Raw genomic sequence first — 24,469 nt, 5'->3', positions numbered from 1 at the left:
TGGCCTTTTCGGCGGTTCCCATGATCAATACCTGCCGAACCCTTTGACCACGGCTCTCACCAGGAGAATCACCGGGACGATTTCCAGCCTCCCCATCCACATGTCCACGATGAAGATCCCTTTCGCGAGGGGGCTGATCGCGGGCGTCAGGATGCCCGAGGATATCCCGACGTTGCCCTGGGCAGAGCATACCTCGAAAATGATCCTGCTCAGGCTGACGTCTGTCCCCAGGATGTTGGACAACAGCATGACGCTGAGCACGATGTTGACTATCCACAGAAAAGAGATGAGGGTGGCTTCGTTCAGCTCGGCGGTCATGGACTGCTCAACCACTTTATGCTCACCGAGCTTGAGGACGACTACGGCTTTTTTGGACATGAGAGTCTTGATCAGCCACAGCCGGACCTGGTTGACGAGGAAGATGGCCCGGGCTATCTTGATGCCGCCTGCCGTGGACCCTGCGCATCCGCCAATGATCATCGCAATGGAAAGAATCATGAGGGCGGTGGGTGACCAGCCGGATAGATCGGTAGTTTGGAGGCCGCAGGTCGTGACTGCGGAGACGAACTGGAAAACGGAGTACCGGAGAGAGTTAAAGGCATCGTCGTACTGGAACAGGCTGTTCTGGACGACCAGTAAAGTACCGCCGACTATCACGAAGGCAGCGAATGCCCGGACCTGGGCGTCGTGGAGCAGAGTATGTATCTGGTATCTGAAAAGCGTGTACAGGACGGCAAAGGGTAAAGATCCGGCTATCATGATCAGTATTAGTATCAGCTCGATGACAGGGCTATTGTAGTGGGCTATGCTGTCAGCATATAGGCCGAAGCCGCCCGTGGCTATAGTGACCATGGCAGTGTTGAGCGAATCCCAGAGGGGCATGCCTGCCACAAACAGCAGTAAAACGGAGATGATCGTCAATACCATGTAGAGTTTCCAGATCGTTTTTAGCGTCGAGCGTATGCTGGGCTTGATCTTCTCTTTTCTGGCTTCTGACTGGTACAGGACGTAGGTGCTGGTGCCCGGTCTGATCAAAATGGTGACCATCAGCAGGATGACTCCTGCACCCCCGATCCACTGCATCAGGCTGCGCCAGAGCTGGATCGAGCGGCCCACCCTGTCGGGGGCTATAATCAGCGAGAAACCGCTGCCGGTCCACCCGGACATCGCCTCGAAGAACGCGTCGATTGGTACCATCCCGGTGCTTATGATCAATGGGATTGAGCTGACGGCCGGTATGAATATGTACGCCAGGGCTGCTATGATTATCGCGTGCTTGAGGTCCAGTGTCTCGTATTCCGGCACTAAAAAATGGATGGCGACAGCGAGGGTAAGGCTAACTATGAGCCCTGCCAGAAAGCCCATCACGCCCATCGGCTCTTCAAAGATGATGCTGAGGACCATCATCAGGGCCATTAAAATGGCTGAGATCACAAAGAGGCCTTTCAGGCTACCGACAATGATGCTTATATCTCTGTTTCGCTGCAACTCTCCTCCCCCGACCATCTTCCAGCGGGCTGATACTTACTGGAATATGCTGGAAACCTTGTCTACGATGCCGCTTCTCGCGAACACGTACAGCGAGTCGTTGGGCAGGATCTGGGTGCTCCCCTCTGGTATGATCACCTCGTCGCCGCGTTCGATGGCTATGATCAAGGCGTTGGCTGGCAGGCCAAGCTTCTGGATAGTCATCCCTGCGGCCCGGGACCCTTCATGTATGATCACCTCTACGATCTCCGCTTTGCCCCCGGCCATCGAAGTGAAGGCGTTGATGCCCGGCCTCCAGATCGAGTTGAAGATGTTTTCCGCCACTACGGCATCGGGGTCTTTGTGGATGATGGCGCCGGTCTTTTTGAATATCTCTATGTTTTCCTGCTCGTTCACGATTGTCGTGACAGTCTTTATCCCCATCTCCAGGGCTTTGAGCACCACCATCAGGTTTACGTTGTCGTCTCCTGTCGTGCATATGACTGCATCGGCATCAGCTATGCTTGCCTCTTCCAGGGTCGACAGCATCGAGGCATCTCCGGTGATGCCCACGAGGTCATACTTTAAGGCCATGTCCTGTGTCCTTTCCAGGTCCCGATCGATGACCATCACGTTGTGCTTTTCAGCCACGGCTATTTTTGCCAGGCTCCTGCCTATCCCGCCCAGCCCAATGATGATGATGTACAAAAGGGTAGCTCCCGAAGCTTTTACCGACTATCTTATAAATTTATATCAACAATTAATATATAAATTTGTTTTAATTTTATAATCGGTTATATAAAAACCTGCAGCGATAAAAGTCTATACGAGGAATTGTGTCGGAGGTTTGCGAGGCCATTTACATCCGACATAACTCCTGCTTGTTGTTGAAACTACTGTTTAGTGCGAGGAGCCACCTGCGGGGTGTGTTCCCATACAGCCGTGAATACGATTCCCGCCAGGGCTACGAACATCGGATTTTTCGACCGGATGCCGGATTTAGTTCTGGCGGGAAACGGTGGCGCGTACATGACTTCTTCGTCGTCCACTATGAGCAGGATGAATTTTTCCAACTGCTCCGGAGTAACGGGCAGCCTGGACAGATACCCGGCGATGCTGGCAAAATAAGCTGCATCGAGGCCCAGCGCGTTATGGACTTTCAGGCTTTTAATTCCTGATCGGATGATCTGTTCGATGCTGCTTCCGAAAACGATGAGCTCTACCTCGACCTTTTTTCCCCGCAGCAGGTCCAGGTAGTGGTAGTGGTCTGCCGGGAGCACCAGCTTAACCGACTTATCCGCACCTTTCAACAGTTCCTCCATACTGTGCTCGATGTTCTCCGTGCCGTACAGTGTCCACAGCGCTTCTTCGTCAGCACCGCCCGAAATGGAGCCCTCCAGCTCGGAAAGCATCTGCAAAGCGTTCTTTTCTGCGCTCTTGTGGGCTTCCGCGATGTGCTCGATCGCAATCTCCGGCGGGGTAGCCCGGTAAACGGCCGGCTTCGCGTTGACTACCTGGACCAGCCCCTTGTCTGTCAGCGTTTTGAGGCTCTGGTAGACGCTGGGCCTCGGTATGTCGACGTTCTCGCATATGGGCTTCACTTCGGCCCGGTCGAGCGCGACAAGCGTAGCGTAGACCTTTGCCTCATATTCGGTCAGCCCCAGCGTTTTCAAGGACTCTATCAGTTCATGGGGTGTCTGGCTCATTGTAGTTCATTTACATACTACATGCTGGAAAAATATAGCTTTTGCAACCTCCGGGCGAACATTATTGTACTCGATCAATAGCTCGTTATCAACCTTCAGTATCTATGGCCTGTTTCCAGTAACGCCGGCGGTGGGATGCCAGTTTCCTGTTGCTCGATATTTAGATAGAATATAATCGAATAAATAAATGATATGGCGTGCATGTACTAGAAAGATTATTATGTCCCTCCTCGATATAGTACTTGTAACATCTGGCTCTGGTCGATCATACCTGACTGTCCGGTCATCTCTATGATTTGCGCTTCATGAGTACCAAAAATTGGTGATACGGCCTTGATTTATATGCTGACGGAAATTGATCGTACTACTGTACAGCGGGTAAACCGTCGCTGGTTCTTCACGTACTTTTTCCGCATACCTGCAGGGGGCCGGCAGCTATGATCATCGGCCTGTCGCCCGAAGCCATCGGCTATGCAACAATAGTAGTGGTCGCGATCGTTCTTGAAATGTATATCTGGCGTCGCCGGACGATGCCGGGAAGCAGGTATTTTTCCTGGCTCCTGGCGGCGATGTCTTTCTGGGCGCTCACGTGTTTGCTCGAGCTGGCCGTCTCCGATCAATTCCTCCTGAACCTGGTAATCAGGTTGCAGTATCTCGCAGTTACCTGTGCTGGCCCGCTATGGCTGCTGTTCGTCCTCGATTACGGCTATCATAGCCGCTGGCCTATAACTGGCAGAGTACACTGGATATGGGTAGTACCAGTTATAGCCAGCTTAATGGCTTTGACCAACGACTGGCACGGGCTGATCTGGCCCCGGACGGGCGCGGACCTGTCGATCCTGGGGCATGGCGTCGTCCTGTCGATTAATCTGGTCTATACCTACACACTGGTGTTAGCCGGCTTTATCCTGATGCTGCTGACTGCGATAACCTCCTATAAAAGTGACCTTCGCAAGGCGGTAACCCTGTTAGCCGGTACCATGATTCCCGTGGCCAGCAGCGTTATCTATTATGTGGGCCTGGCGCCGGCAGGTATCGACATCACGGCCCCTGCCCTCACCGCGACCATCCTGATCTACGCCTGGAGCATTTTCGGCCAGCGGCTGTTTGAGCTGGTGCCGGTGGCCAGAGAGCTGCTGGTCAGCAGTATGGCCGACGGGATGCTGGTGCTGGATAAAGATGGCCTGCTGGCAGACCTGAATCCGGCTGCGCTGAAGCTGCTGGGCATAACTGAGGCTTCACTCGGGCGGCAGGCTGACGATGCCCTGGCAAAGTGGCCCGGGCTGACCGAGTATATTCGTAGCGGCGACGATACACCTGCAGAGATCACGATCGGCGACTCTGTCTGGCTTGATGTAAGGATATCTGTGATAAGCGACGGCAAGGGCAAATATTATGGCCGGCTGGTATCTCTGCGGGATATCACTGCCCATAAGCTCTCCGAAGGTGCTATCACCCGGTCCAACGAGTCTCTCCGGGCGGAGGTGGCCGAGCGAAAGCAGGCGGAACAGGCGCTGCAGAGGGAGATAGCAGTCCGTCGCCAGACAGAAGAGCGGCTTGAAGTCTCGCTGAAGGAGAAGGAGCTGTTGCTGAAAGAGATTCACCACCGGGTGAAGAATAACCTCCAGATTATCTCCAGCCTCATGAGCCTGCAAATCTCCGGCATGACCAACGAGGTCGCCAGCGCCAGCCTGAAAGAAAGCCAGAACCGGATCAAGTCCATGGCCCTGATCCACGAGCAGCTGTACCTGTCGAGGGACCTGGCAAGCATCGACATTAAAAGCTATATCCAGAGCCTTATCGTCTACTGGACCCGGTCTTACGTTACCCGCCCCGGTCTGGCGATCACCGCCGATATCGAAGATATCTCGCTGGACATAGACACGGCTATTCCCTGCGGTCTGATCATCAACGAGCTAATCTCGAACAGCCTGAAGTACGCGTTTAAAGACGGGCAGACCGGCACCATCAAGGTAGCTCTGGTGAGGGACGGCGACATGTACCGTCTTACCGTCAGCGACGATGGCGTAGGGCTGCCCCCCGGCTTCGATTTCAGGAATACTACTTCCCTGGGCATGCAGCTTGTGGTGACCCTGGCCGGGCAGCTCGACGGGGTCATCGAGCACCCGGAAGGCCCGGGGACGACCTTTATCATCACCTTCGGCAAGCCCGGCGCTTAGGGTAGGCTGTTGTCAGCCTTTCAGCCCTTCCGCCTGAACAGGAGCAGGTACCCGGCCACTGCGACGATCGCTATGCCGATGATCCCGAGGTACAGGATCCCCGACTGCCATCCGCCGGCAGGCGAGGTGTTCTCAGTCGTCGACTGGGGTGTAGCCTGCTCTGAAGGAGCCTGGCTTACTGTTGCCGTCGGGCTGGCCACGGGAGTTGCAGTGCCGGCCGTCGAATTGTTGTCGCCGACAGAGTTTGGCTTCTTTGCTACGACGTCGAAGGTGCCGGTGTCGACCGTTACCAGGCCGTCGCTGCCATCGGCAACCATCACAGTGATCTGGTAATTACCGGGCTTTTTATACGCGTATTCCCCGGTGATGGTGCCGGAGCCTGAATCTTCGGAAACCCTGGCCCAGTCCATCTCGCCGTCGCCCCAGAAGATTCTGGCAGTGCGGGGGCCTCCTTGATCGATGTCTTTAAACGTCAGGCTGATCTTGACTGGCGCGCCAACCTCCAGGGGGAAGGCCGGATGGGAGATGCTGCTCACCGATACCGGATCGTTCACCGAGTTGACGTAGATGCGTACCGTGGCAGTGGTGGAGTTTGCGCTGCCGTCGCCTGCCCGGTAGGTGAACGAGTCCTGGCCGTTGTAGTTGGACGATGGCTTGTAGCTGAAGGACCCGTTACCGTACAGCGTCAGAGAGCCATGGCTGGTGCCGGACGCCAGGTAGGCCGAGATGGAATCCCCGTCGTAGTCTGCGTCGTTCCCGAGCACGCCAGAAGCCTGGATGTTCAGCGAGCCGTCTTCGTCTACCCAGTAAGCGTCGTCGCCTGCGTAGGGAATGTCGTTAATACTGTTTACGGTAATCGTGACTGTCCTCGGCTCCGAGTACTCGAGGCCATCGTATGCCCTGTAGGTGAACCAGTCCTGGCCGTGATAGTTGCCCCACGGGGCGTACACGAAGCTTCCATCGGTATGCAGCGTCACAGTGCCGTGATCCGGCCCTTCGGCAAGCACTGCCGTCAGGGTACTTCCGTCGGGGTCATGATCGTTCTCCAGCACTCCCGAGGCGGCAATGGTCAGAGTGCCGTCCTCGTTTATATTGTAGGTATTATCGCTGGCTACCGGGGCCATGTTTACAATCAGGGATACCGTAGCCGCAGCGGAGTCCAGGGCCCCGTCGTTCGCCTTGTAGGTGAACGAGTCGGTGCCCAGGTACCCTTCGTCAGGCGTATAGCGGAAAGTACCGTTAGGATAAAAGTCGAGGGTACCGTGGAGGGTGCCTGAGAGGAGCGCCGCTGTAACCGTGTCACCATCTACGTCGACATCGTTTCCCAGCACTCCCGGAGCCGCCCAGAGCACTGCGTTTCGATCCACCCGGTAGGCATCGTCTGCGGCCGCCGGAGCGTCGTTGGCCGGGCTGATCGTCAGGGTGACGATCGCGGTGCCGGAATCTGAGGAGCCGTCGGTCGCCTTGTAGGTGAACGAGTCGGTGCCGTGGTAGTTCAGGCCAGGATTGTAGGTGAAGGTCCCGTCGGGGTTAAGGGCGAGCGTGCCGTGTGTCGGGCTTGTGACGACAATGGCCGCCAGGCTGCCGCTATCAAGATCTACGTCGTTGCCGAGCACTCCTGCGCTGGCAGGAGTCACGCTCAGAGGGGTGTCCTCGACAGTTGCGTAGGCATCGTTGCCGGCGACCGGCGCGTCGTTCTGCGGCCGTACGGTGATCGTGACTTTCACGGGCTCGGCAGTCATCGATCCCGCGCTTATCCAGTACCCGAATTCGTCCGTGCCGCAGAAGTTGGCCTCAGGGGTGTATCCAAAGCTCCCGTTTGCTCGAAGCTCCAGTATACCGTGCGCAGGTTCGGTATGCCCCGCAAGAGTGATGGCGTCTCCGTCAGCATCGTAATCGTTGGCCAGGATGCCCGGGGCCGGGGCTGCAAGAACCGTGTCTTCATCAGTGCTGTAGGAGTCATGTGAGGCCACAGGTGCGTCCGCTACTGGGGTTATAGTGAGGAATGCCGTCGCAATACCGGAGTCCGCTGTGCCGTCGTTCGCCTTGTAGGTGAACGAGTCGGTGCCGTGGTAATTTGCGTCCGGGGTGTAGGTGAAGGTCCCATCGGGATCGAGGGTAAGCGTGCCGTGAGCCGGATACGTGGCCGCAATTGCCGATAACGGGTCTCCGTCCACGTCTCCGTCGTTCCAGAGCAAGCCGGCGCTGGTATCTGCTACATTTAGCGGAGTATCTTCGGCCAGGGAGTAGTCATCGTCCGCCGCTACCGGAACGTCGTTCACCCCTTCGATCGTCAGGGTGACGGTGGCTATCCCGGACTCTGTGACACCATCGGTAGTTTTGTAGGTGAACGTGTCGGTGCCGTAGTAGTCAGCTTTTGGCATGTACCTGAACGATCCATTCAGGTGGACTGTGAGGGCGCCATTTATCGGGCCGGTGACTACCACGGGGGTGACGGTGGCTGCGTTCGTATCGTTGGCCAGGATGCCCGGTGCAGGTATCGTCAGGGCCGTGTCTTCGGCCGTGGTGTAAAAATCATCTGCCACCGGTAGAGGGATGGCAACCACTGCTCCTGCAGAGCCGCCTGCGCTGCTGATGAGCAGTCCCAGGAGAACGATGGTGACTGCGAAAATTTTTACCATCCTGGTCTGTACGTTCGGCCATCTGAGAAGCCGATCACAGTTTAAGCGACGAATGTCTTTCATAGTGACCCCACAACAGGTTGCATATTATTCCCTTGTTATATATGCAAACTATTTACAGTATATAATATTATTGTCACAATCAGTTAACTGAAAGTAATCTGGAAATTGGTAGTCGATCCATAGTAGCGAGGAGCTATATATCCGAAGACTATGTAAAATACTGGATAACATGAGTTCCTTATTAAAGAGCCTGAACGCTTTCCTGACTCCGTTCCTCTTCATCGCCTGGGTGGTATGCGGCGTCGTGCTCATCTGCCAGTATAAAGAAATGCTTCCGTGGCTGGAAGGCTGGCCTCAGACGCTAATCCTGCTGATCACCTTTGTGCCCCCCATCCTGCTGGCAATCTACGCCGTTGTAGAGATCGTGAAAAAATACGTGCTCCGGGCTTGAGGCGACTCAGGATCTGCAAGCCTCTTCTGCCCGGCTTTAAAGGCTTTTGCCGGCCGGAGGCTGGCTATTATTTTCTCTTATCAGGACGTTATATTCGGTACCACCGGAAGATTTGATCTCCAGGCTGCCGTTCAGCTGGCTGGCGAGGCTGGTGATCAAAATCATGCCCAGGGTGCCGGCTTTTTCGATGTCAAAGCCTGCGGGGAGCCCTATTCCGTTATCCCTCACCTTGAGGAAGTAGTGTTTTTCCACGCTGCCGGGCACTTCGTGCATCTCGATCACGATCTCTCCCGGCCTTCCGCCCGGGAAAGCGTGTTTCATGGAGTTGGAGATCATCTCGTTGATCATCAGGCCGCAGGGTACTGCCATGTCTATGCCGATCAGTATTTTATCTATGTTGATCTTCATCGCCACGTTCCCTTTCATCGAGTAGGTAGCCGTTATCTGGGACGCGAGCAGCTGGATGTACTCAGAAAAATCGATCCTCGCCAGATCTTTTGATCTGTAGAGTTTCTCGTGGATCAGCGCCATAGACATGACCCTGTTTTGAGTTTCCTTAAAAGCGTCCAGCGATTTCTGATCGTTAATATAAGCAGACTGCAGGCTCAGCAGGCTGTTGACGATCTGCAGGTTGTTCTTCACCCGGTGGTGGACTTCTTTCAGCAGTACCTCTTTCTCGTCGAGGGAAACCTTGAGGTCGCGCTCCAGCTTGATACGTTCAGTGATATCGTTGAGGACGATCGCAAAGCTTACGATCTGATCGTCCGGCGACATGATCGGGTATAGCTTTACCTCCATGTACGCGGGAGGTTTTTCGCCTGCGGGCAGCTCAGCCAGAGGTATCGTCGTGCTCATGCCTTTACGGAGCATGGCCAGATCGTCCGATGATATCCCCGGGACCTTCTCCTGCATCATCGAGAGGTTGAAGCGGCTGGCTACTTCGGACCTTTTCATCCCGAAGAGGTCGAGAAAGTGATCGTTGACCAGGGCGGCCCTGCCCGAGGTATCGAAGATACAGATGGCATCCGGAGATTTCATCACTATGTTTTCCATGGCGAGGGTGGTATCTTTGAGCTTGTTACTTAGCCCGCCCAGCGCCCTTTTCAGGATGTCGTTGGTCGTATAGATGAACAATGCGGAGGTCAGCGCGAGGATTGAAGCGTTATAGATGATGCCGGTGATGTAGTACAGGTTATCCGAAAGGATGTCGGTTTCATAGATGAAGTGAACTTCGTATATCATATCCCCTGCCGAGTTCACCAGGCAGAAGATGAAAAGGGCCATGAGCAGGTATTTCAGGTTGATCTTCAGGTTCATCAGGAACAGCTTGGATAAGGTACAAAAAATATAGATGTCCAGCAGGATGTAGATCATTATTTTAAAAATGTCCTCAAGGTGCTGGCTTTGCCAGTTGATGCTGATCAGCACCCAGGCGACGAAAACCAGTGCCAGCGCCGACCAGACCACGTTGATGAGCCTGGTCGCAGACGGGCTTAGGTACCACTGTTTCGAGTTTTTCAGGGTATGCAGCCCGTAAGCTATCAGGCAGTAGCTGACTATCCATCCTGTCGCACCGATGGCTTTGATGAGCCAGCCCAGGCGAAGTTCCCGGGGAACTATCATGGGCAGCAAGTACCAGGATGCGCTGGACAGAGTCCAGAAAAGCAGGACTGCAGACACAACAATGCTGATGAACTTTATGTTCCGGTCGCACTCGCTGAAGTACAGCTTGATTGTCAGAACCATGCAGAAGAGCGGTAATATCACCTGTATCAGGCTGTTGACAAGGCTCTGTTCACTCGCCGGTACCACCAACAGGATAAAACTCAAGATGCTCGCTATGAACATCGCAATAATCATTAGCCCGATCTTATGGGATCGATCCTCTACTACCCCATCGTCCACCATCTGAACCCATCCTGCGGCATTAAGCAACCGATTGAATAGAAATGTTTCCGCAACCCCATGTTATATAAAACTTACTCGTAATATAACGATAAAATAGTCGGCATTGAATGCTACGATACTTATAATTCTATTAATATCTACATTTATGGGTATTTCCCGGTCGGCGGGAGAAACGATTATGCTGACTGCAAGTGATATATCGGTTGACGCAGGGTTGCCATGAATGTGAACAAATACCTCCGATCGATCAGTATCCTCAGCGCAGCGGTGGCAATAGTGACCTTCTGTACGCTGCTACTGTTGGCAATCATGGCCTATCCGGGCCCGTTTTCCCCGTTTACGAACTACCTCAGCGATCTCGGAAGCTCGAAGCTTAATCCGTCGGGTGCTATCCTTTTCAATGCTGCCTGCTGGATTGCCGGGGCGATGACCATCCTGTTCTTCGCAGGGCTGGGCAGCTGGCGGACTGACGGGCGGGTGAAGCTGACCATCGCCCGGCTGCTGGGGGCATTCTCAGGGCTGGCGCTAATCCTCGTTGGCGTGTTTCCCGAAGACTACGGTAGACTCCACACGATCGTCGCGGGGGCCTTTTTCATATCGCTGACCTTAGCCATCGTAGCCACAGGTTTTGCGCTCTGGAAAGGCCGGGACTTCCTCCGGCCAATCGGCTACTATGGTATCCTGGTCGGCATCTTCAGCCTGATCTACCTGGCCTCGTACCTTGCGGGCTATCCTATCCTCATTACCGAGTGGATTACGGTGATGGGGGCCATGGGGTGGATGGGGCTGGTGGCCTACAATATGGCACGGTTACCAAAAGCTGGAGAAGGCACTGGGGCCTTGATAACTTGATTCTGAGCTAGCAGCGATGCTCCGCTCTATTTGGAGCGACCGCTCGCTCTGACATCTTTGACCATGGTCAGCACATTTCGGCCGTCCTTCCGCTCATAAGTAATGGAGTTCATGGCTTTTTTCGCGAGGAAGATGCCCAGCCCGCCCACGGTCCGGTGATCAAGATCAGCGCTGGTGTCCGGGGGAGGCATTTTCGTGGGATCGAACGGCCTGCCTTCGTCCGTGACCACGATAGTTACGATGTTCCCTTCCCGGGCGCAAGCTATGCGGACACTGCCCTCACTTTCCCGGTACGCGTATGCCACCACGTTAGTGACCACTTCGTCCACCGCGAGGGTGATCGCATATGCCGGAGGATCGGTAACCCTGATCTTTTCCAGCACATCGGCCACAAAGTCGAATACCTGCGGCAGATGCTCCGGCGTACCCGGAATTTCCAGCTCGAACGTTTCGCTCATCTATAACACCTTCAGCACGACAAGGGTCATATCGTCAGCCTGCGCACCCGTGGAGAAACCTGCTACCTCGCCCTCGATGTGCCCCAGAATTTCCTTGGCGGAGAGCCTCTTGCTCCGCTTCACCGCTTCGATCAGGCGCTCTTCCCCGAACAGCTCGTCGCCCCTGACAGCCTCGGTCACGCCGTCGGTGTACAGGACGAGGACGCTGCCCGGGGAAAGCTTGAGCACGGCTTCATCGTATCTTGCATCGTCGAGTGCTCCCAGGGCGATACCTCCTGTCTTTAGCATGCTTACTTCCCCGGCCTCGCCATCGATCAGTATGGGCGGGTTATGCCCCGCGTTCACGTAGGTCAGCGTTTTTTCTTTCACGTCCAGCACGCCGTAGAACAGGGTGACAAACATACCTGACTTCGAGTCCTCGGCGATCTGGCTATTAGTCTTCCCGATGACGCTTTTTACATCCGCCCCCCAAAGGGTGTTCGACCTGAGGACGGACCTGGACAGGGCCATGAAGAGTGCGGCAGAGACGCTCTTGCCCGACACGTCTGCGATGGCAAGGCCTGTCCGGCTGTCATCTATATTTATAAAGTCGTAGAAGTCTCCGCCAATCTCGTTTGCCGGGGCACAGGAGGCGGCGATCTCGAAGCCCGCTATCCTGGGCACCTGTTCAGGTAAAAAGCTCGTCTGGATGTCCCGGGCGATGTTCAGCTCGGTCTTCTTTCGCTCCAGCTCCCCCCGGTAGTCATCCCGTTCCCGGGTCACCTCCTTTTCCCGCAGCACGCTGCTGACGATGAACGCGAAGACGCCTGCTCCGACAGCGTTGGCGGCTATCATGGGCAGCGAGATCAGGCTGACGACCGCGTAGATCTCCTCGAACGGCCTGACAAAGGCCAGCGCAAGCCCTATGTCGATGCTTACTGCGACGATACACAGGGCCACCATCCCGGGGATGCCTATGAACTTTTTGCGATAAAGCAGGTAAACTGCCCCGCCCAGCAGCCCGGACAGGACTGCCGATGCAGAGCAGGTAACGGCAGTGAATCCGCCTACCGTGTATCTGTGCATGCCCCCTATCAGCCCCGCTCCCAGGCCTACTAACGGGCCGCCGATCAGCCCTCCGATCATCGGTCCCATGTCCCGGATGTTGGCCACCGCGCCGTCTCCGACAGGGATGCCGTCGACGGTCCCGTAGACCGAGATGAGGCCGAAGGCAAGTATCAGTACCGCCTGGTTTTTCCAGGTGAACTTTCCCTCCAGGATCTGCTGGAAAGAGGCAGAGCGTACTACCAGAAAGGCAAAGACGGCTACTACGCACGATTTTTCAAGCAGCGTCAGCAGCAGATCAAGGGTAGAGTACTCCATGTTTTCGCTTCGCGATAGTTTTACGTGCCCGGTATACTAAATCTGGACAGCGCGTCTTCTTCCCGGTCGTAGAGCTCGAAGATCTGGGTGAAACCCGCCGTGCTAAAGACGTCTTTCACCAGGGGCTTCAAACATGCCAGCTTCAGATCGCCCTGGACTTTCCGGAGCTTTTTGAGCGAGGACAGCATCACCCGGAGGCCGGAGCTGCTGATATATTCAGCGCCGGCAAAGTTGATCACGAAGTACTTGTTGCCCCGGTCGATCAGCTCGTTGATCTTCTTTTCCACGTCCGGCGACGACGAGGAGTCGATCTTGCCGCTGATGCCGATAATCGTAACGCTGCCCGAATTCTTCTCGGAAATCTTGATCATGTGCTCCACCCGGCTACCCCGATGCCTGCCATCTAAAATAATTCGTAGATAGGTGGTTATGGTACGATGGAATAAAACTTTTTTGTACCAGTAGTGCAAGTGACAGATATCCTGTCAGGTTAACGTTTTTCCGCCAGGCGCCTGAACTGCGGCCATAAACCTATAATACCTATATCACTTAACTCTACTTGCCGCTGTTATGTAAGCTGCGGACAGGGCTGTGGTGAGGATGGTCGGACAGGGTGATAGTAGGCAGAGGCCGAAACCTCTTCGTAAGCCACTTTTTGGCTGGCTGAGATCCGGCAGCACCCGGACCCTCGACGAGCTCTCGGGCGAGGCTCCGGCCCGGGTTATCCAGTCCCCGAAAGACCGGGAGCGCATGTTCTTCCGCTTCTTCGTCATCGACGTCTTCGTCGTGGCCATACGCATAGCCGTAGCCGTCCTCTCGAATTCCATGGCCATGTACGCCACCGCTGCGAAATCGATCATCAGCATCATCACCGCGTTCATAACCTGGATCTCACTCAGGCTCTCCGGCCGGCGGGAGAATGACTCGTACAACTACGGCCTGGGCAAAATGGAGAGCCTGTCCAGCATCATCAAAGGCTCTGCTCTCCTTATCTCCTTCGCCATCATCGTCTACACCTCCATCAGCCGGCTATACCTGCCTGTCTACATGGGCGGCCACGGCGCAGCCATCGCCATCGGCTTCTCGTTCTTCTTCACCTGTGGCAACATCTACCGGTGGCTCCGGCTCAGAAAGGTCATGTCCGCAGACGAGAGGTCCCCGGTGCTGATCTCCCAGTACAAGGCCACCAACGCCTCGATCATCGTAAACGCCGGCTCTTTCCTGGCCGTCTCCCTAAGCGTACTCCTCTCCGGCTACGCTTGGGCAGGCTACATCGACCCGGTAGTCTCCATTCTGCTCTCCGGCTTCATCCTGCTGAACGCTTACATAATCATGTCCTCGTCTATGGGCGATCTACTCGACCGCAGCGCGGACGAGTCCATCCAGCTCATCATCATGGGATCGCTGGCCGAGTTCTTCGACGAGTACACCCAGGTGCTCGGCATCCGCTCCCGCAAGTCCGGGGGCACCCTGTTCGTAGAAATAGAGCTCGAATTCGACAGCAGCCGCAGCCTCGGCGACATACAGGCCGTCGTCGACAAAATGCAGCGCGGCCTCGAGGGGAAGATTACCAACAGCCGGATCACCATCATACCCCGAGCCTCCCCCTAACTATACAACGGTCGTTTAAACCACGGCGGCACGGCTCCTTATTCTGACAACTGGAGGGCAGATGTTCTAACCACGGCGGCACGGCGACACAGAGACAATGCGAGAAACGATGGCGGGATGGTTATTTGAACCACGGCGGCACGGCTCCTTATTCTGACAACTGGAGGGCAGATGTTCTAACCACGGCGGCACGGCGACACAGAGACAATGCGAGAAACGATGGCGGGATGGTTATTTGAACCACGGCGGCACGGCTCCTTATTCTGACAACTGGAGGGCAGATGTTCTAACCACGGCGGCACGGCGACACAGAGACAATGCGAGAAACGATGGCGGGATGGTTATTTGAACCACGGCGGCACGGCTCCTTATTCTGACAACTGGAGGGCAGATGTTCTAACCACGGCGGCACGGCGACACAGAGACAATGCGAGAAACGATGGCAGGGTAGTTATTTGAACCACGGCGGCACGGCGGCACAGAGACAACCTGTACCCGAATAACAAGGCATTCTTTTTTGATCCACGGCGGCACGGCGGGCTGACGGCACGGAGACAAATATGTTTCACTACCTTCAGGCTATTGATAAAAAGTCAGGCTGAAACGATTAGATAGTAAGCTTATGGTTAATGCTCTGTCTTGGTGTCGCCGTGGACATAAAAGGAGTTCACTTATACCAGTTCACCCCTGTCTTTGTGTCGCCGTGCCGCCGTGGTTTTATTTACCATCTGGTTGTCGTGGATCGCCTTGTCTTTGTGTCGCCGTGCCGCCGTGGTTTTATTTACCATCTGGTTGTCGTGGATCGCCTTGTCTTTGTGTCGCCGTGCCGCCGTGGTTTTATTTACCATCTGGTTGTCGTGGATCGCCTTGTCTTGGTGTCGCCGTGCCGCCGTGGTTCAAACAATTGATTTCCAGTAGTCGGAACCAGGAGCCACTCAGCCGAGCTTATGGAGTTTACTCTGCAGGCTTTTTGCGCGTTCCTCGGCATCCGAGATGCGCCGCAGGACGCCGATGCTGCCGATGACGGCTCCGCACGGCATGGTGACGTGCTCATGTTCTTTCGCGTCCAGCGCGGATACCTTGTGGATCTTGCCGCACTTGGGGCAGGGCACCAGGACTTCTTCAATGCCTCCGGCGTTGTTCATGTGCTGTATATTCGAGGTACGGTAAGATAGATTTTCTGCCAGGTTTCTTCGCATGCTGCCAGCATGGGCTGACATGGCACAAGTATATCTCTACATATTATATAATTGTCAGTGATGTCCCGTTTTTCCCGGCTGTTCAGGACCAGGAGCCTTGCAGAGCTGAGAAACTGCAGTGGAGAAAGGTGCCTGCGGAGGGAGCTGGGGGCTCTTGATCTGGTCCTGCTGGGCATCGGCTGCATCGTGGGCACCGGCATCTTCGTGCTCACGGGGGTAGCCGCTGCAACGTATACAGGTCCTGGAATTATCGTATCTTTTGTCATTGCAGGCATCGCCTGTATCCTCACTGCCCTGGCCTACGCCGAGCTTGCTTCGATGATCCCTTTTACAGGCAGCGCCTACACCTTCGCTTACGTTTCACTGGGGGAGATAGTGGCATGGCTGGTAGGCTGGACGTTGCTGCTGGAGTACCTGATCGCAGCCTGCATGGTTTCCGTTGGGTGGTCTGCGTATATGACCGGCATCTTCGGCGCCGGAGGTGTTCTGCTGCCGCATGCATATACCGCACCTCCAGCCGACGGGGGGCTGATCAACGTGCCGGCCATCCTCATCGCCCTGTTCATCTGCGGGGTACTTATAGCAGGGGTCAGGGAGAGCTCCCGGCTCAATAACCTGATGGTCGTCGTCAAGATAGGCGCCATACTGGTGTTTCTGGCGCTGGCCGCTCCGAAAATTAACTATCTCAACTGGCAGCCATTCCTCCCCTACGGGGTGACAGGCATACTAACGGGCGCAGCAATCGTATTCACGGCGTTCATCGGCTTCGATGCGGTCTCCACGGCAACCGAGGAGTGCAAGAACCCTAAGCGTGACATGCCTGTCGGAATCATCGGCTCCATCGTCATATGCACCTTACTCTACGTGGCAGTATCCGCAGTGCTGACGGGCACCGTTCCGTATACTCTGCTAAACAATCCTGAGCCGGTGACCTTCGCTCTCAGGTACATCGGCTTTACCGCCGGCAGCGCGCTCGTCGGCCTGGGAGCGATCGCGGGCATCACGACCGTGCTGCTGGTGCTTTATTACGGGCTGACGAGAATTGTGTTCGCCATGTCCCGGGACGGCATGCTTCCAGCCCGCCTGTGCAGCATACACCGCACCTTCAAAACTCCTTACGTAGTGACGGCCATTGCCGGCTTTATCATCGCTGTTATCGCGGGGCTCACCCCGATCACCGCTCTGGCCGAGCTGGTCAACATCGGCACGCTGTTCGCGTTCATCATGTCCTCCGCAGGGGCACTGGTGCTCAGGCTGAGGCTGCCAGACGCTCCTCGGCCGTTCAGGTGCCCGGGGCTGTTCATCGTCGCTCCCCTGTCGATATGCCTGTGCCTGATTCTCATGATCATGCTGCCACATGTCACCTGGCTCAGGTTCATCGGCTGGCTGATGCTGGGGATTCTGGTCTATGTAGCATATGGATATAAGCGATCCATTTCCGGGAAAACGCGGGAGATCTCCTGATACTAATGTCGGAAAATTGTGATTTTGCGACGAAACGGGCTCCTTTATATCCACTTCTTCACCCGGAAATAGGCAAGCATGATTAAAGTGACAGCTATGATGATCGCCCAGACTCCGTAGTACCCGTATTCCCAGTAAAGTTCCGGCATGTTCTTGAAGTTCATGCCGTATACCCCCACAATGAAGGTGAGCGGGAGCATGATGGTCGCGATGATGGTCAGCTGTTTCATGACCTGATTGAGCGATACCGAAACGGCAGACATATAGATATCCCTGGATGAAGCCAGTATGTCCCGGTAAGTTTCTATGAGGTCCATCATCTGGGTGATGTGATCGTCGATATCTCTGATGTAGATCAACGTGGTAGGAGCGATGAATGGAGAAGCCCCGCGGCTCAGGTCGTTGACTACGTTCCTGATCTGCCACACGGACTTCCTTAAGGTCAGCAGGTTTTTTCTGATGTCCGCCATCCGCGGCAACAGCTCCTTGCCCGGCCGGGCCATCGCATCGTCTTCTAGCTCTGTGATGGTATCCTCCAGATCGTCCAGGACCGGGTAGAAGTGGTCGGTGGCGTGATCCAGCAGAGAGTATGCCAGGAAGTCCGGCCCATAATCACCTATGTTCCCTGCCTTATTGAGCAGCGCCGTCTCGATTACCCGGATAGTATCCCAGTGATCGGAGATGCTGATCAGGAAGTCTTTTCCGAGGACCATGGATAGCTTGTGAATGATCACGCTGCCCTCTTCTATTTCGGGGATATCTGTCACGATGAACGTATAGCCCGCATACTCGTCAACCTTCGGGATCTCCGTAGGGTTGGTGATATCCTCCACGACCAGGGGGTGCAGGGAAAATTTCGTGACGACGAGGTTCAGCTCCTGCTTATCCGGGCGGATGAGGCTGATCCACCTGTGATAGCCCTGGAACCTGTCGAAGTTCTCCGGCTCGATCACTTCGACTTCCCCCTTCCGGTAAGCGAAAGCCTGCAAGCTCATGCACTATATAATTATATTAACATCGTTATAATACGCTTCGTTGATTCTGCGCTGTTTCCCACGGTTGCCTGCCCCTATCTGGTGGCCCGCCATTGTTCGCCGACCCGATACATGCCTTAGCGCAACAGCATCGACCTATACAGTCGATCCTGGACACCAGCTTCTAAACCAGCAATACTCGCAAGGGTTATAGGATTTAGTATTGGGCTTGCTGCTCATCTTGCACTGCGCCAGAGGCTTGCCGTTAAGTGTTGTGGACTTTAGTGGTATCATAGTAGAACTCCCTAGGATAGTCTTGAGGCAGTCGTTATAATTGTTATATGGGATTCTTCGAACTATCCGGGGCTGGCGAGTACGTCGGGCCGATCTCGGGGCTATGGAAAATAAGAAAAAGAGAAGGGGTCAGATTCACTCGGGCACGAACTTCGTGCCGTAGTGGATCATACCCTTGTCGCCGTCTTCGCCGATCCGGCGGAAGACTTTCTTGACCCTCATGCCGATCTTTATGTCAGCAGGATCGCAGATGACCTGGGTGGTCACATGGGGCCCCTCGTCGAGCTTCACGATGGCGAGCACGTATGGCTTGCCGCCGATCCAGCTCTCGCCGGGCGCGTAGATGGTGGAGTAGGTGACGACTTCGCCAGTGCCCTTGTACTGGATCTCGGTCATCTTGCCCTGCCTCCTGCAATCCGGGCACCAGGATCTGGGCGGGTAGTAGTGGGTGCCGCAAGTCTCGCACTTGGTTCCCATCAGGTTATACCTGGCCGGGATCTCTCTCCAGAATCTTGGGACGCTCATGTTATTTCCTCCTCTTCTCGTTCGATAAGATGTGGCAGACTGCCGTACCGCCCGTGCCGCCCACGTTGTGGGTCATGGCGATCTTTGCTCCGGCTACCTGTCTCTTTCCTGCCTCTCCTCTGAGTTGCTCAACGCACTCTACTGCCTGCTTGATGCCAGTAGCGCCCACGGGGTGACCGGTTGCCTTCAGGCCGCCGGAAGCGTTGACCGCGATCTTGCCGCCGATGGCGGTTTCGCCGCGCTCGGTGGCCGGGCCGCTTTCTCCCTTCTTGAAGAAGCCGAGGTCCTCGATGGCGAGCAGCTCAGCGATGGTGAAGCAGTCGTGCACTTCGACGAGGTCGATGTCCTGCGGGCCGACGCCTGCCTGCTCGTAGGCCCTCTTACCTGCGGCTACGGATGCGCCGAAGGTGCAGAAGTCCTTCCTGTTGTGCAGGGAGATAGTGTCGGTCGCCTGGCCGGCGCCCAGTACGTAGATCGGGCAGTCGGTGTATTTCCTGGCGATCTCGACCGGTGCTACGATGACTGCTGCCGCACCGTCGGTGATCGGGGAGCAGTCGAACAGGGTGAACGGGTCCGCGACCATGGAGGCGTTGAGGACGGTATCGACGGTGATCTCGTTCCTGAACTGAGCCCGGGGGTTGTGGACGGCGTTCCTGTGGTTCTTGACCGCCACTTCTGCGAGCTGCTTCCTGGTGGTGCCGTACTTGTGCATGTGGAGCCTGGCTACCATCGCGTACAGTGCGGGGAACGTGGCGCCCATGAAGCCTTCCCACTCCCTGTCTGCCGCAGATGCCAGCGCGTCCACTGTGACGCCAGTCTCTACGTCGGTCATCTTCTCGACGCCGGCTGCGACGACTACGTCGTGGTAGCCCGATGCGACGGAAATGACTGCGTTCCTCAGGGCTAAGCCGCCCGAGGCGCATGCTGCTTCTACACGGGTCGCCGGGATGTTGAAGTCCCTGGCCAGGCCTGCGTAGTCCGCGATGAGGGAGCCGATGTGCTCCTGCTGGACGAACTGGCCGCCGCTCATGTTGCCTACGTACATGGCCTCGATCTCTTCGCCGGAGAGGTTGGCGTCCTCAATGGCCTTTGCGCCCGCCTCTACGAAGATGTCTCTGAAAGAGCGGTCCCACATTTCGCCGAACTTGGTGCATCCTACACCTATGATTGCTACGTCTCTCATTTTGTCACCCCTTAGTTGTCAGTATTGATCTTGCCCTTGTGCCTGGCGTAGGACGCGTAGTCCAGGTATTTCGCCTTGTTGATGTAGTCCCAGGTCTTGGGGGCCAGGTCCTGTACCTCAGTGATTCTGTCAGTTACGGTGATGTCGAAGGAGTCGCTGCCTGCGCCCGAGCCGAACGAGGTAACGAAGATCCTCTCGCCGGGCTTCGCGATGTCCAGTACTGCAGATAAGCCTACCATGCTGGCGCCGGAGTAGGTGTTGCCCATCTTGGGGCAGGTGAGGCCGGGCTTGAGCTGTTCCTTGGTGAAGCCGAGCATCTGGGCAGCCCTGCTGGGGAACTTGCCGTTCGGCTGGTGGAACACTGCGTAATTATAGTCAGATGGCTTGGTGCCCTGGCACTCCAGCATCATCTTCGAAGCGGAGAGGACGTGCTTGAAATAGCCCGGGTCTCCGGTGAACCTGCCGCCGTGCCTCGGGTAGTCCGCTCCTTCTCTTCTCCAGAAGTCCGGGGTGTCGGTGGTGAACGAGCAGGTGTGGTTGATGACTGCGATGAGATCGGTCTTGCCGATGACGAACGCTGCGCCGCCTGCTGCTGCGGTGTACTCCAGCGCGTCGCCGGGGGCACCCTGGGACGTGTCGGAGCCGATCGCGAGTGCGGTCTCGGCCAGGCCGGATGCCACTACACCCATGGAGGTCTGAATGGCTGCGGTGCCTGCCTTGCAGGCGAACTCAAAGTCGGAGGCCGTCATCTTGGGGCCTGCGCCGATGGCTGCGGCGACGATGGTTGCCGTGGGCTTGACTGCGTACGGGTGGCTCTCCGATCCTACGTAGATGGCGCCGATCTTCTTCGGGTCTGCGCCTCTCGCGATGGCGTTCCTCGCTGCTTCCACGGCGATGGTTGCCGTGTCCTCGTCGACGTCCGGTACCGACTTTTCAGAAACCATTAAGCCGTTCCTGTAGTCGTCTGCGTCGTCGCCCCACACTTTGGCGATCTCCTCTACCTTGATGCGGTACTGGGGGACGTACGCTCCATATGCACTAATTCCGAGCTTCATTCTTTCAAACCCTTTAGCGTCTTTATCATCTCTTCGATCTCTGTCATCGAGGTCATCAGCGGGAACGACTCGACCGAGGCGATCTTGCGCGCCACGGGGTCAATCCTGTCCGACTCCAGCCCGTGCAGAACTACGGCAGCCGGCTTGAGGGTTGAGACGCGCAGCGCGACCATAGGCGATCTTCCCGTAGAAACGTTGCAGAAGATCAGGGCGCGCTCGGTGCTCCAGCCGTAGAGCCGGTAGAACTCGTTTGCCGAGAACTGGAAAATTGCGTTGAGACTGTCGACGATGGTGTAGCCGTTGATCGCCCTGTCGAAGTTGCCGGAAACCTTTTCGGCGCCTATGGCTCGGGCAAACTTGCTCAGCGGCACCGGCGACCGGTATTCGTGGATGTCCAGAATCACGTCGGAATCGTACCGGTCTAAGAACATGGTCTCGTAGGCGCGTATCTTGTGCGACCCGGCCTTTTCATCCAGGTCTAACATAGCCTCAACGATCTTGCTGATGATTGTCGTGCCCGGGGATTTTCTCCTCCCGCTCTCGTAGTCGCTGATAACAGACGGCGACACCCCGATGCTGCTGGCAAGGTCGATCTGGGAGATACCGAAGTTTTTCCTCCACTTCTTGATCGTCTCGCCGGGGTTTTCCGAAAGCGTGATTTCGCCCGCCATCTTCTCGGCGAGCTTGGCCCTCAGGTTGACAATATCGTTCTGCATCTGTCGCTAATAAAAGAACTCTTAGTATATAAGCCTTGTAGTATGTCACTTCGACAATTGACGTGTTTTTTCCGCATTATAATTATCCAGAATAAAAATCGTATAGCGTCGCCCTTTTCAATCGACAGGCGCCGGATGGCCGGTTCGGATTTTTTAGAGGCCGGATGGTGACGAAGCGGATTTCGACAGCCTGGAGAAAGTGGGAAACCGTATGTGGGATAGGAGCTGCTATCCCGATCAGTATAATGCTGAAAAAGAGGAAAATGAGGCCATGAACTTTTATGGCCGCCCGCAGGCGGCCTCAGTTCTTGATCATGTTCAGGAACTTCATAGTCCTCTCGTGCCTGGGGTTGGTGAAGAACTGGTCGGGGGTGTTTTCCTCGACGATGACGCCGCCGTCCATTAAGACGACGCGGTCCCCGACTTCCCGGGCGAAGTTCATCTCGTGGGTGACGACCATCATGGTCATGCCGTCCATGGCGAGGTTCCGCATGACATCCAGCACTTCTTTCACTAATTCGGGATCGAGGGCCGAGGTGACTTCGTCGAACAGCATCACGTCCGGCTTCATGGCGAGAGCGCGGGCGATGGCTACGCGCTGCTGCTGGCCGCCCGACAGCTGCATCGGGAAGTTGTTCATCTTTTGCTCCAGCCCTACCTTCTTCAGGAGCTCTTTGCCCAGTGCCTCCGCCTCTGCCTTCGGCTTCTTCTGCACCCTGGTGGGGGCGAGAGTGACGTTCTGCAGGGCGGTCATATGCGGGAAGAGGTTGAACTGCTGGAAGACCATGCCCACCCGCTGCCTGATCTTGTTGAGGTCTGTCTTCTTATCAGTGACCTCTATACCTTCCACGAAGATCTTGCCCGAGGTGGGCTCTTCGAGCCGGTTGATGCAGCGCAGGATGGTGCTCTTGCCCGAGCCGCTGGGGCCCAGGATGACGACCACTTCGCCTTTCTTCACCTGCATGTTGATCCCTTTCAGGACCTGAAGATCGCCGAACTGCTTGTGGAGATCCTGCAGCTCTACCATGTACTGGCTCATACGGTTGCCTCCTTTGCGGGTGCTTTCTTTTTCTTGCCCGGCATGTTGCCTTTTCTGGCGTTGACGTTGTACTTCTTCTCCATGTACTGGACTATCCTGCCCAGCGGTATCGTAATGCACAGGTATACTAGTCCGGCTGCGAGCAGCGGGGTAAAGGTGTTATAGTGCTCTGCGCCGACTGTCTTGGACCACCACAGGACTTCCGAAACCGAGATGACCAGCCCGATCGATGAGTCCTTGATGAGGGCGATGAACTCGTTGCCCAGCGCAGGCAGAACAATCTTGAACGCCTGGGGCAGGATGATGAAGAACATTGCCTGATAATGGGACATGCCCAGCGATCTGGCCGCTTCCATCTGGCCTTTGTGTATGGCTTCGATGCCTGCTTTGAAAATTTCGGCCATGTAGGCGCCGCTGTTCATGGAGAGCGCAATGATACAGGCCGTGAACCCGTCGATGTTAAAGGTCCCGCCTGTCAGGTCCTGGACCAGGAACGGCAGGCCGAAGTTGACGAACAGCAGCTGGAGCAGCAGGGGTAACCCCCTGATGCCTTCAACGTAGATCGAAGCAAGCCCTCTGAACAGGATATTACTCGAAGTTCTTCCGAGACCCATGACGAGGCCGATGATTAAGCCTATGGCCATGGCAACTATCGACAGTTCCAGGGTTGTGACCAGGCCCTTTGTGATTTCCTTCTGCAACGAGTAGATGAATAATTCACCGTCGAAGATAGAGAAGGTCTTACCGGGTGTCAGCGCGATCATGTATGTCTGGCCCGGCTTGACGTCCAGGGACGAGGTATTAACAGTCATGCCACTTTTATGGACGCTTATCTCGTGGATGCCCTCCGTGAGCTCCACCTGAAGCTTACCGTCCCTTGTATCGGTAGTTCCTACAAGCTGGTTATCCACATAGATGGATGCTCCGGCCACAATGCTCTTGGACGCGCTGTCTTCCCGGACAATAATAGTCACGATATCCGGGGAAATGCTTGTCGTCAGCCTTTTCATTTGCAGCTGGACGGTAGCGCCGGACTGGAGATTATACTCTCTGACCCTGTCCTGGTGGCCTTCCATTTTAGCGGTGATCTTATGCATTCCAGGGGTAAAGTTGCTTACTCTGATCGAGCCGTCGTAATTAGTCAGGCCCATATAGTCTTCATCAATGTAAACAGAGGCTCCCTGAACGGGTGAAAAGAGATCATTATTGACGACGATGATGGCGTTCGTATTCTGCGCCGACGCAGGAGCTACAAAAGCCAGACATGCAAGCAGAGTTATTATCCCGATAAACCACAACGATCTATACCCTTTATTCACCGTTTATCACCGCACCATTTTTTACATATACCAGGACCGGCAATATCCCGGATTCCTTAGC

At 55.6% G+C, this 24,469-nt stretch carries 21 protein-coding genes; 5 read left to right on the top strand and 16 right to left on the bottom strand.

Annotated features, from left to right (window positions below):
* Positions 1-24 precede the first annotated feature (24 nt).
* The 3 genes from ACPLPM_RS15725 to ACPLPM_RS15715 all read right to left on the bottom strand — a co-directional run bounded on the left by ACPLPM_RS15725 (position 25) and on the right by ACPLPM_RS15715 (position 3,173).
* Positions 25-1,488, bottom strand: a complete 1,464-nt coding sequence (locus ACPLPM_RS15725; RefSeq protein ID WP_424357717.1) for a TrkH family potassium uptake protein — start codon at positions 1,486-1,488, stop codon at positions 25-27.
* 36 nt (positions 1,489-1,524) lie between these two features.
* Positions 1,525-2,175, bottom strand: a complete 651-nt coding sequence (locus ACPLPM_RS15720; protein WP_424357716.1) for a potassium channel family protein — start codon at positions 2,173-2,175, stop codon at positions 1,525-1,527.
* 185 nt (positions 2,176-2,360) lie between these two features.
* Positions 2,361-3,173, bottom strand: a complete 813-nt coding sequence (locus ACPLPM_RS15715; RefSeq protein ID WP_424357715.1) for a TrmB family transcriptional regulator — start codon at positions 3,171-3,173, stop codon at positions 2,361-2,363.
* A gap of 437 nt (positions 3,174-3,610) precedes the next feature.
* Here ACPLPM_RS15715 and ACPLPM_RS15710 point away from each other — a divergent pair, with 437 nt between their 5' ends.
* Complete coding sequence (locus tag ACPLPM_RS15710) at positions 3,611-5,353, top strand: sensor histidine kinase (protein WP_424357714.1); 1,743 nt, start codon at positions 3,611-3,613, stop codon at positions 5,351-5,353.
* A gap of 20 nt (positions 5,354-5,373) precedes the next feature.
* Here ACPLPM_RS15710 and ACPLPM_RS15705 read toward each other — a convergent pair whose 3' ends face one another.
* Positions 5,374-7,995, bottom strand: a complete 2,622-nt coding sequence (locus tag ACPLPM_RS15705; RefSeq protein WP_424357713.1) for a tandem-95 repeat protein — start codon at positions 7,993-7,995, stop codon at positions 5,374-5,376.
* A 232-nt stretch (positions 7,996-8,227) separates the two neighbouring features.
* Between ACPLPM_RS15705 and ACPLPM_RS15700 the strand changes: the two genes are divergently transcribed.
* Positions 8,228-8,449 carry a hypothetical protein gene (locus ACPLPM_RS15700; RefSeq protein WP_424357712.1) on the top strand — a complete coding sequence of 74 codons (222 nt, stop codon included), beginning with the start codon at positions 8,228-8,230 and terminating at the stop codon, positions 8,447-8,449.
* A 36-nt stretch (positions 8,450-8,485) separates the two neighbouring features.
* Here the strand turns inward: ACPLPM_RS15700 and ACPLPM_RS15695 are convergent, their stop codons facing one another.
* Complete coding sequence (locus ACPLPM_RS15695; RefSeq protein WP_424357711.1) at positions 8,486-10,357, bottom strand: histidine kinase dimerization/phosphoacceptor domain -containing protein; 1,872 nt, start codon at positions 10,355-10,357, stop codon at positions 8,486-8,488.
* Positions 10,358-10,576: 219 nt separating this feature from the next.
* On the opposite strand from ACPLPM_RS15695, the gene ACPLPM_RS15690 reads away from it, so the two are divergent.
* Positions 10,577-11,209 (top strand): DUF998 domain-containing protein, encoded by a 633-nt coding sequence (locus tag ACPLPM_RS15690; protein WP_424357710.1) that lies wholly within the window; start codon positions 10,577-10,579, stop codon positions 11,207-11,209.
* Between the two features lie 26 nt (positions 11,210-11,235).
* Here the strand turns inward: ACPLPM_RS15690 and ACPLPM_RS15685 are convergent, their stop codons facing one another.
* Genes ACPLPM_RS15685 through ACPLPM_RS15675 form a run of 3 tightly spaced genes read right to left on the bottom strand, consistent with a single transcriptional unit; the run spans position 11,236 to position 13,400 of the window.
* Positions 11,236-11,667, bottom strand: coding sequence for an ATP-binding protein (locus tag ACPLPM_RS15685; protein WP_424357709.1), 432 nt, complete (start codon positions 11,665-11,667; stop codon positions 11,236-11,238).
* A complete protein-coding gene (locus ACPLPM_RS15680; RefSeq protein ID WP_424357708.1) occupies positions 11,668-13,029 on the bottom strand; it encodes a PP2C family protein-serine/threonine phosphatase in 1,362 nt (453 codons plus the stop codon).
* 20 nt (positions 13,030-13,049) lie between these two features.
* Positions 13,050-13,400 (bottom strand): STAS domain-containing protein, encoded by a 351-nt coding sequence (locus ACPLPM_RS15675; protein ID WP_424357707.1) that lies wholly within the window; start codon positions 13,398-13,400, stop codon positions 13,050-13,052.
* Between the two features lie 229 nt (positions 13,401-13,629).
* Here ACPLPM_RS15675 and ACPLPM_RS15670 point away from each other — a divergent pair, with 229 nt between their 5' ends.
* On the top strand, positions 13,630-14,640 hold the full coding sequence (locus tag ACPLPM_RS15670; protein WP_424357706.1) for a cation diffusion facilitator family transporter: 1,011 nt from the start codon (positions 13,630-13,632) through the stop codon (positions 14,638-14,640).
* 935 nt (positions 14,641-15,575) lie between these two features.
* Here the strand turns inward: ACPLPM_RS15670 and ACPLPM_RS15665 are convergent.
* Positions 15,576-15,860, bottom strand: coding sequence for a hypothetical protein (locus ACPLPM_RS15665; protein ID WP_424357705.1), 285 nt, complete (start codon positions 15,858-15,860; stop codon positions 15,576-15,578).
* Positions 15,861-15,899: 39 nt separating this feature from the next.
* On the opposite strand from ACPLPM_RS15665, the gene ACPLPM_RS15660 reads away from it, so the two are divergent.
* Positions 15,900-17,303: an amino acid permease gene (locus ACPLPM_RS15660; RefSeq protein ID WP_424357704.1), complete on the top strand. Its 1,404-nt coding sequence runs from the start codon at positions 15,900-15,902 to the stop codon at positions 17,301-17,303.
* A 44-nt stretch (positions 17,304-17,347) separates the two neighbouring features.
* On the opposite strand, the gene corA is transcribed toward ACPLPM_RS15660, so the two are convergent.
* The 7 genes from corA to ACPLPM_RS15625 all read right to left on the bottom strand — a co-directional run bounded on the left by corA (position 17,348) and on the right by ACPLPM_RS15625 (position 24,408).
* Complete coding sequence (corA, locus tag ACPLPM_RS15655; RefSeq protein ID WP_424357703.1) at positions 17,348-18,298, bottom strand: magnesium/cobalt transporter CorA; 951 nt, start codon at positions 18,296-18,298, stop codon at positions 17,348-17,350.
* 408 nt (positions 18,299-18,706) lie between these two features.
* Complete coding sequence (locus ACPLPM_RS15650; protein ID WP_424357702.1) at positions 18,707-19,096, bottom strand: Zn-ribbon domain-containing OB-fold protein; 390 nt, start codon at positions 19,094-19,096, stop codon at positions 18,707-18,709.
* Position 19,097: 1 nt separating this feature from the next.
* The gene (locus tag ACPLPM_RS15645) at positions 19,098-20,279 is read right to left on the bottom strand and encodes a thiolase domain-containing protein (RefSeq protein WP_424357701.1); all 1,182 of its coding nucleotides are present in this window, start codon (positions 20,277-20,279) and stop codon (positions 19,098-19,100) included.
* 11 nt (positions 20,280-20,290) lie between these two features.
* Positions 20,291-21,334 (bottom strand): hydroxymethylglutaryl-CoA synthase, encoded by a 1,044-nt coding sequence (locus ACPLPM_RS15640; RefSeq protein ID WP_424357700.1) that lies wholly within the window; start codon positions 21,332-21,334, stop codon positions 20,291-20,293.
* Positions 21,331-22,050, bottom strand: a complete 720-nt coding sequence (locus tag ACPLPM_RS15635) for a helix-turn-helix domain-containing protein (RefSeq protein WP_012036856.1) — start codon at positions 22,048-22,050, stop codon at positions 21,331-21,333. Before ACPLPM_RS15635 ends, ACPLPM_RS15640 begins: the two co-directional genes overlap by 4 nt.
* A gap of 301 nt (positions 22,051-22,351) precedes the next feature.
* The gene (locus tag ACPLPM_RS15630) at positions 22,352-23,077 is read right to left on the bottom strand and encodes an amino acid ABC transporter ATP-binding protein (RefSeq protein ID WP_424359999.1); all 726 of its coding nucleotides are present in this window, start codon (positions 23,075-23,077) and stop codon (positions 22,352-22,354) included.
* Between the two features lie 8 nt (positions 23,078-23,085).
* On the bottom strand, positions 23,086-24,408 hold the full coding sequence (locus tag ACPLPM_RS15625; RefSeq protein ID WP_424357699.1) for an ABC transporter permease subunit: 1,323 nt from the start codon (positions 24,406-24,408) through the stop codon (positions 23,086-23,088).
* Between the last annotated feature and the right edge of the window lie 61 nt (positions 24,409-24,469).

The sequence above is a fragment of the Methanocella sp. MCL-LM genome (assembly GCF_049676595.1).
GTDB lineage: Archaea > Halobacteriota > Methanocellia > Methanocellales > Methanocellaceae > Methanocella_A.
The sequence above is the reverse complement of the archived record's forward strand: the minus strand, read 5'-3'. Positions and strand labels throughout refer to the sequence as shown.

What these genes read in the sequence shown, in the direction of transcription:
- ACPLPM_RS15690 (WP_424357710.1), top strand. Translation starts at nt 10,577, where the DNA reads ATGAATGTGAACAAATACCTCCGATCGATCAGTATCCTCAGCGCAGCG.
- ACPLPM_RS15665 (WP_424357705.1), bottom strand. Translation starts at nt 15,860, where the DNA reads ATGTCAGCCCATGCTGGCAGCATGCGAAGAAACCTGGCAGAAAATCTA.
- ACPLPM_RS15695 (WP_424357711.1), bottom strand. Translation starts at nt 10,357, where the DNA reads ATGGTGGACGATGGGGTAGTAGAGGATCGATCCCATAAGATCGGGCTA.
- ACPLPM_RS15670 (WP_424357706.1), top strand. Translation starts at nt 13,630, where the DNA reads ATGGTCGGACAGGGTGATAGTAGGCAGAGGCCGAAACCTCTTCGTAAG.
- ACPLPM_RS15705 (WP_424357713.1), bottom strand. Translation starts at nt 7,995, where the DNA reads ATGGTAAAAATTTTCGCAGTCACCATCGTTCTCCTGGGACTGCTCATC.
- ACPLPM_RS15650 (WP_424357702.1), bottom strand. Translation starts at nt 19,096, where the DNA reads ATGAGCGTCCCAAGATTCTGGAGAGAGATCCCGGCCAGGTATAACCTG.
- ACPLPM_RS15640 (WP_424357700.1), bottom strand. Translation starts at nt 21,334, where the DNA reads ATGAAGCTCGGAATTAGTGCATATGGAGCGTACGTCCCCCAGTACCGC.
- ACPLPM_RS15700 (WP_424357712.1), top strand. Translation starts at nt 8,228, where the DNA reads ATGAGTTCCTTATTAAAGAGCCTGAACGCTTTCCTGACTCCGTTCCTC.
- ACPLPM_RS15645 (WP_424357701.1), bottom strand. Translation starts at nt 20,279, where the DNA reads ATGAGAGACGTAGCAATCATAGGTGTAGGATGCACCAAGTTCGGCGAA.
- corA (WP_424357703.1), bottom strand. Translation starts at nt 18,298, where the DNA reads ATGAGCTTGCAGGCTTTCGCTTACCGGAAGGGGGAAGTCGAAGTGATC.
- ACPLPM_RS15710 (WP_424357714.1), top strand. Translation starts at nt 3,611, where the DNA reads ATGATCATCGGCCTGTCGCCCGAAGCCATCGGCTATGCAACAATAGTA.
- ACPLPM_RS15660 (WP_424357704.1), top strand. Translation starts at nt 15,900, where the DNA reads ATGTCCCGTTTTTCCCGGCTGTTCAGGACCAGGAGCCTTGCAGAGCTG.
- ACPLPM_RS15715 (WP_424357715.1), bottom strand. Translation starts at nt 3,173, where the DNA reads ATGAGCCAGACACCCCATGAACTGATAGAGTCCTTGAAAACGCTGGGG.
- ACPLPM_RS15685 (WP_424357709.1), bottom strand. Translation starts at nt 11,667, where the DNA reads ATGAGCGAAACGTTCGAGCTGGAAATTCCGGGTACGCCGGAGCATCTG.
- ACPLPM_RS15675 (WP_424357707.1), bottom strand. Translation starts at nt 13,400, where the DNA reads ATGATCAAGATTTCCGAGAAGAATTCGGGCAGCGTTACGATTATCGGC.
- ACPLPM_RS15680 (WP_424357708.1), bottom strand. Translation starts at nt 13,029, where the DNA reads ATGGAGTACTCTACCCTTGATCTGCTGCTGACGCTGCTTGAAAAATCG.
- ACPLPM_RS15630 (WP_424359999.1), bottom strand. Translation starts at nt 23,077, where the DNA reads ATGGTAGAGCTGCAGGATCTCCACAAGCAGTTCGGCGATCTTCAGGTC.
- ACPLPM_RS15635 (WP_012036856.1), bottom strand. Translation starts at nt 22,050, where the DNA reads ATGCAGAACGATATTGTCAACCTGAGGGCCAAGCTCGCCGAGAAGATG.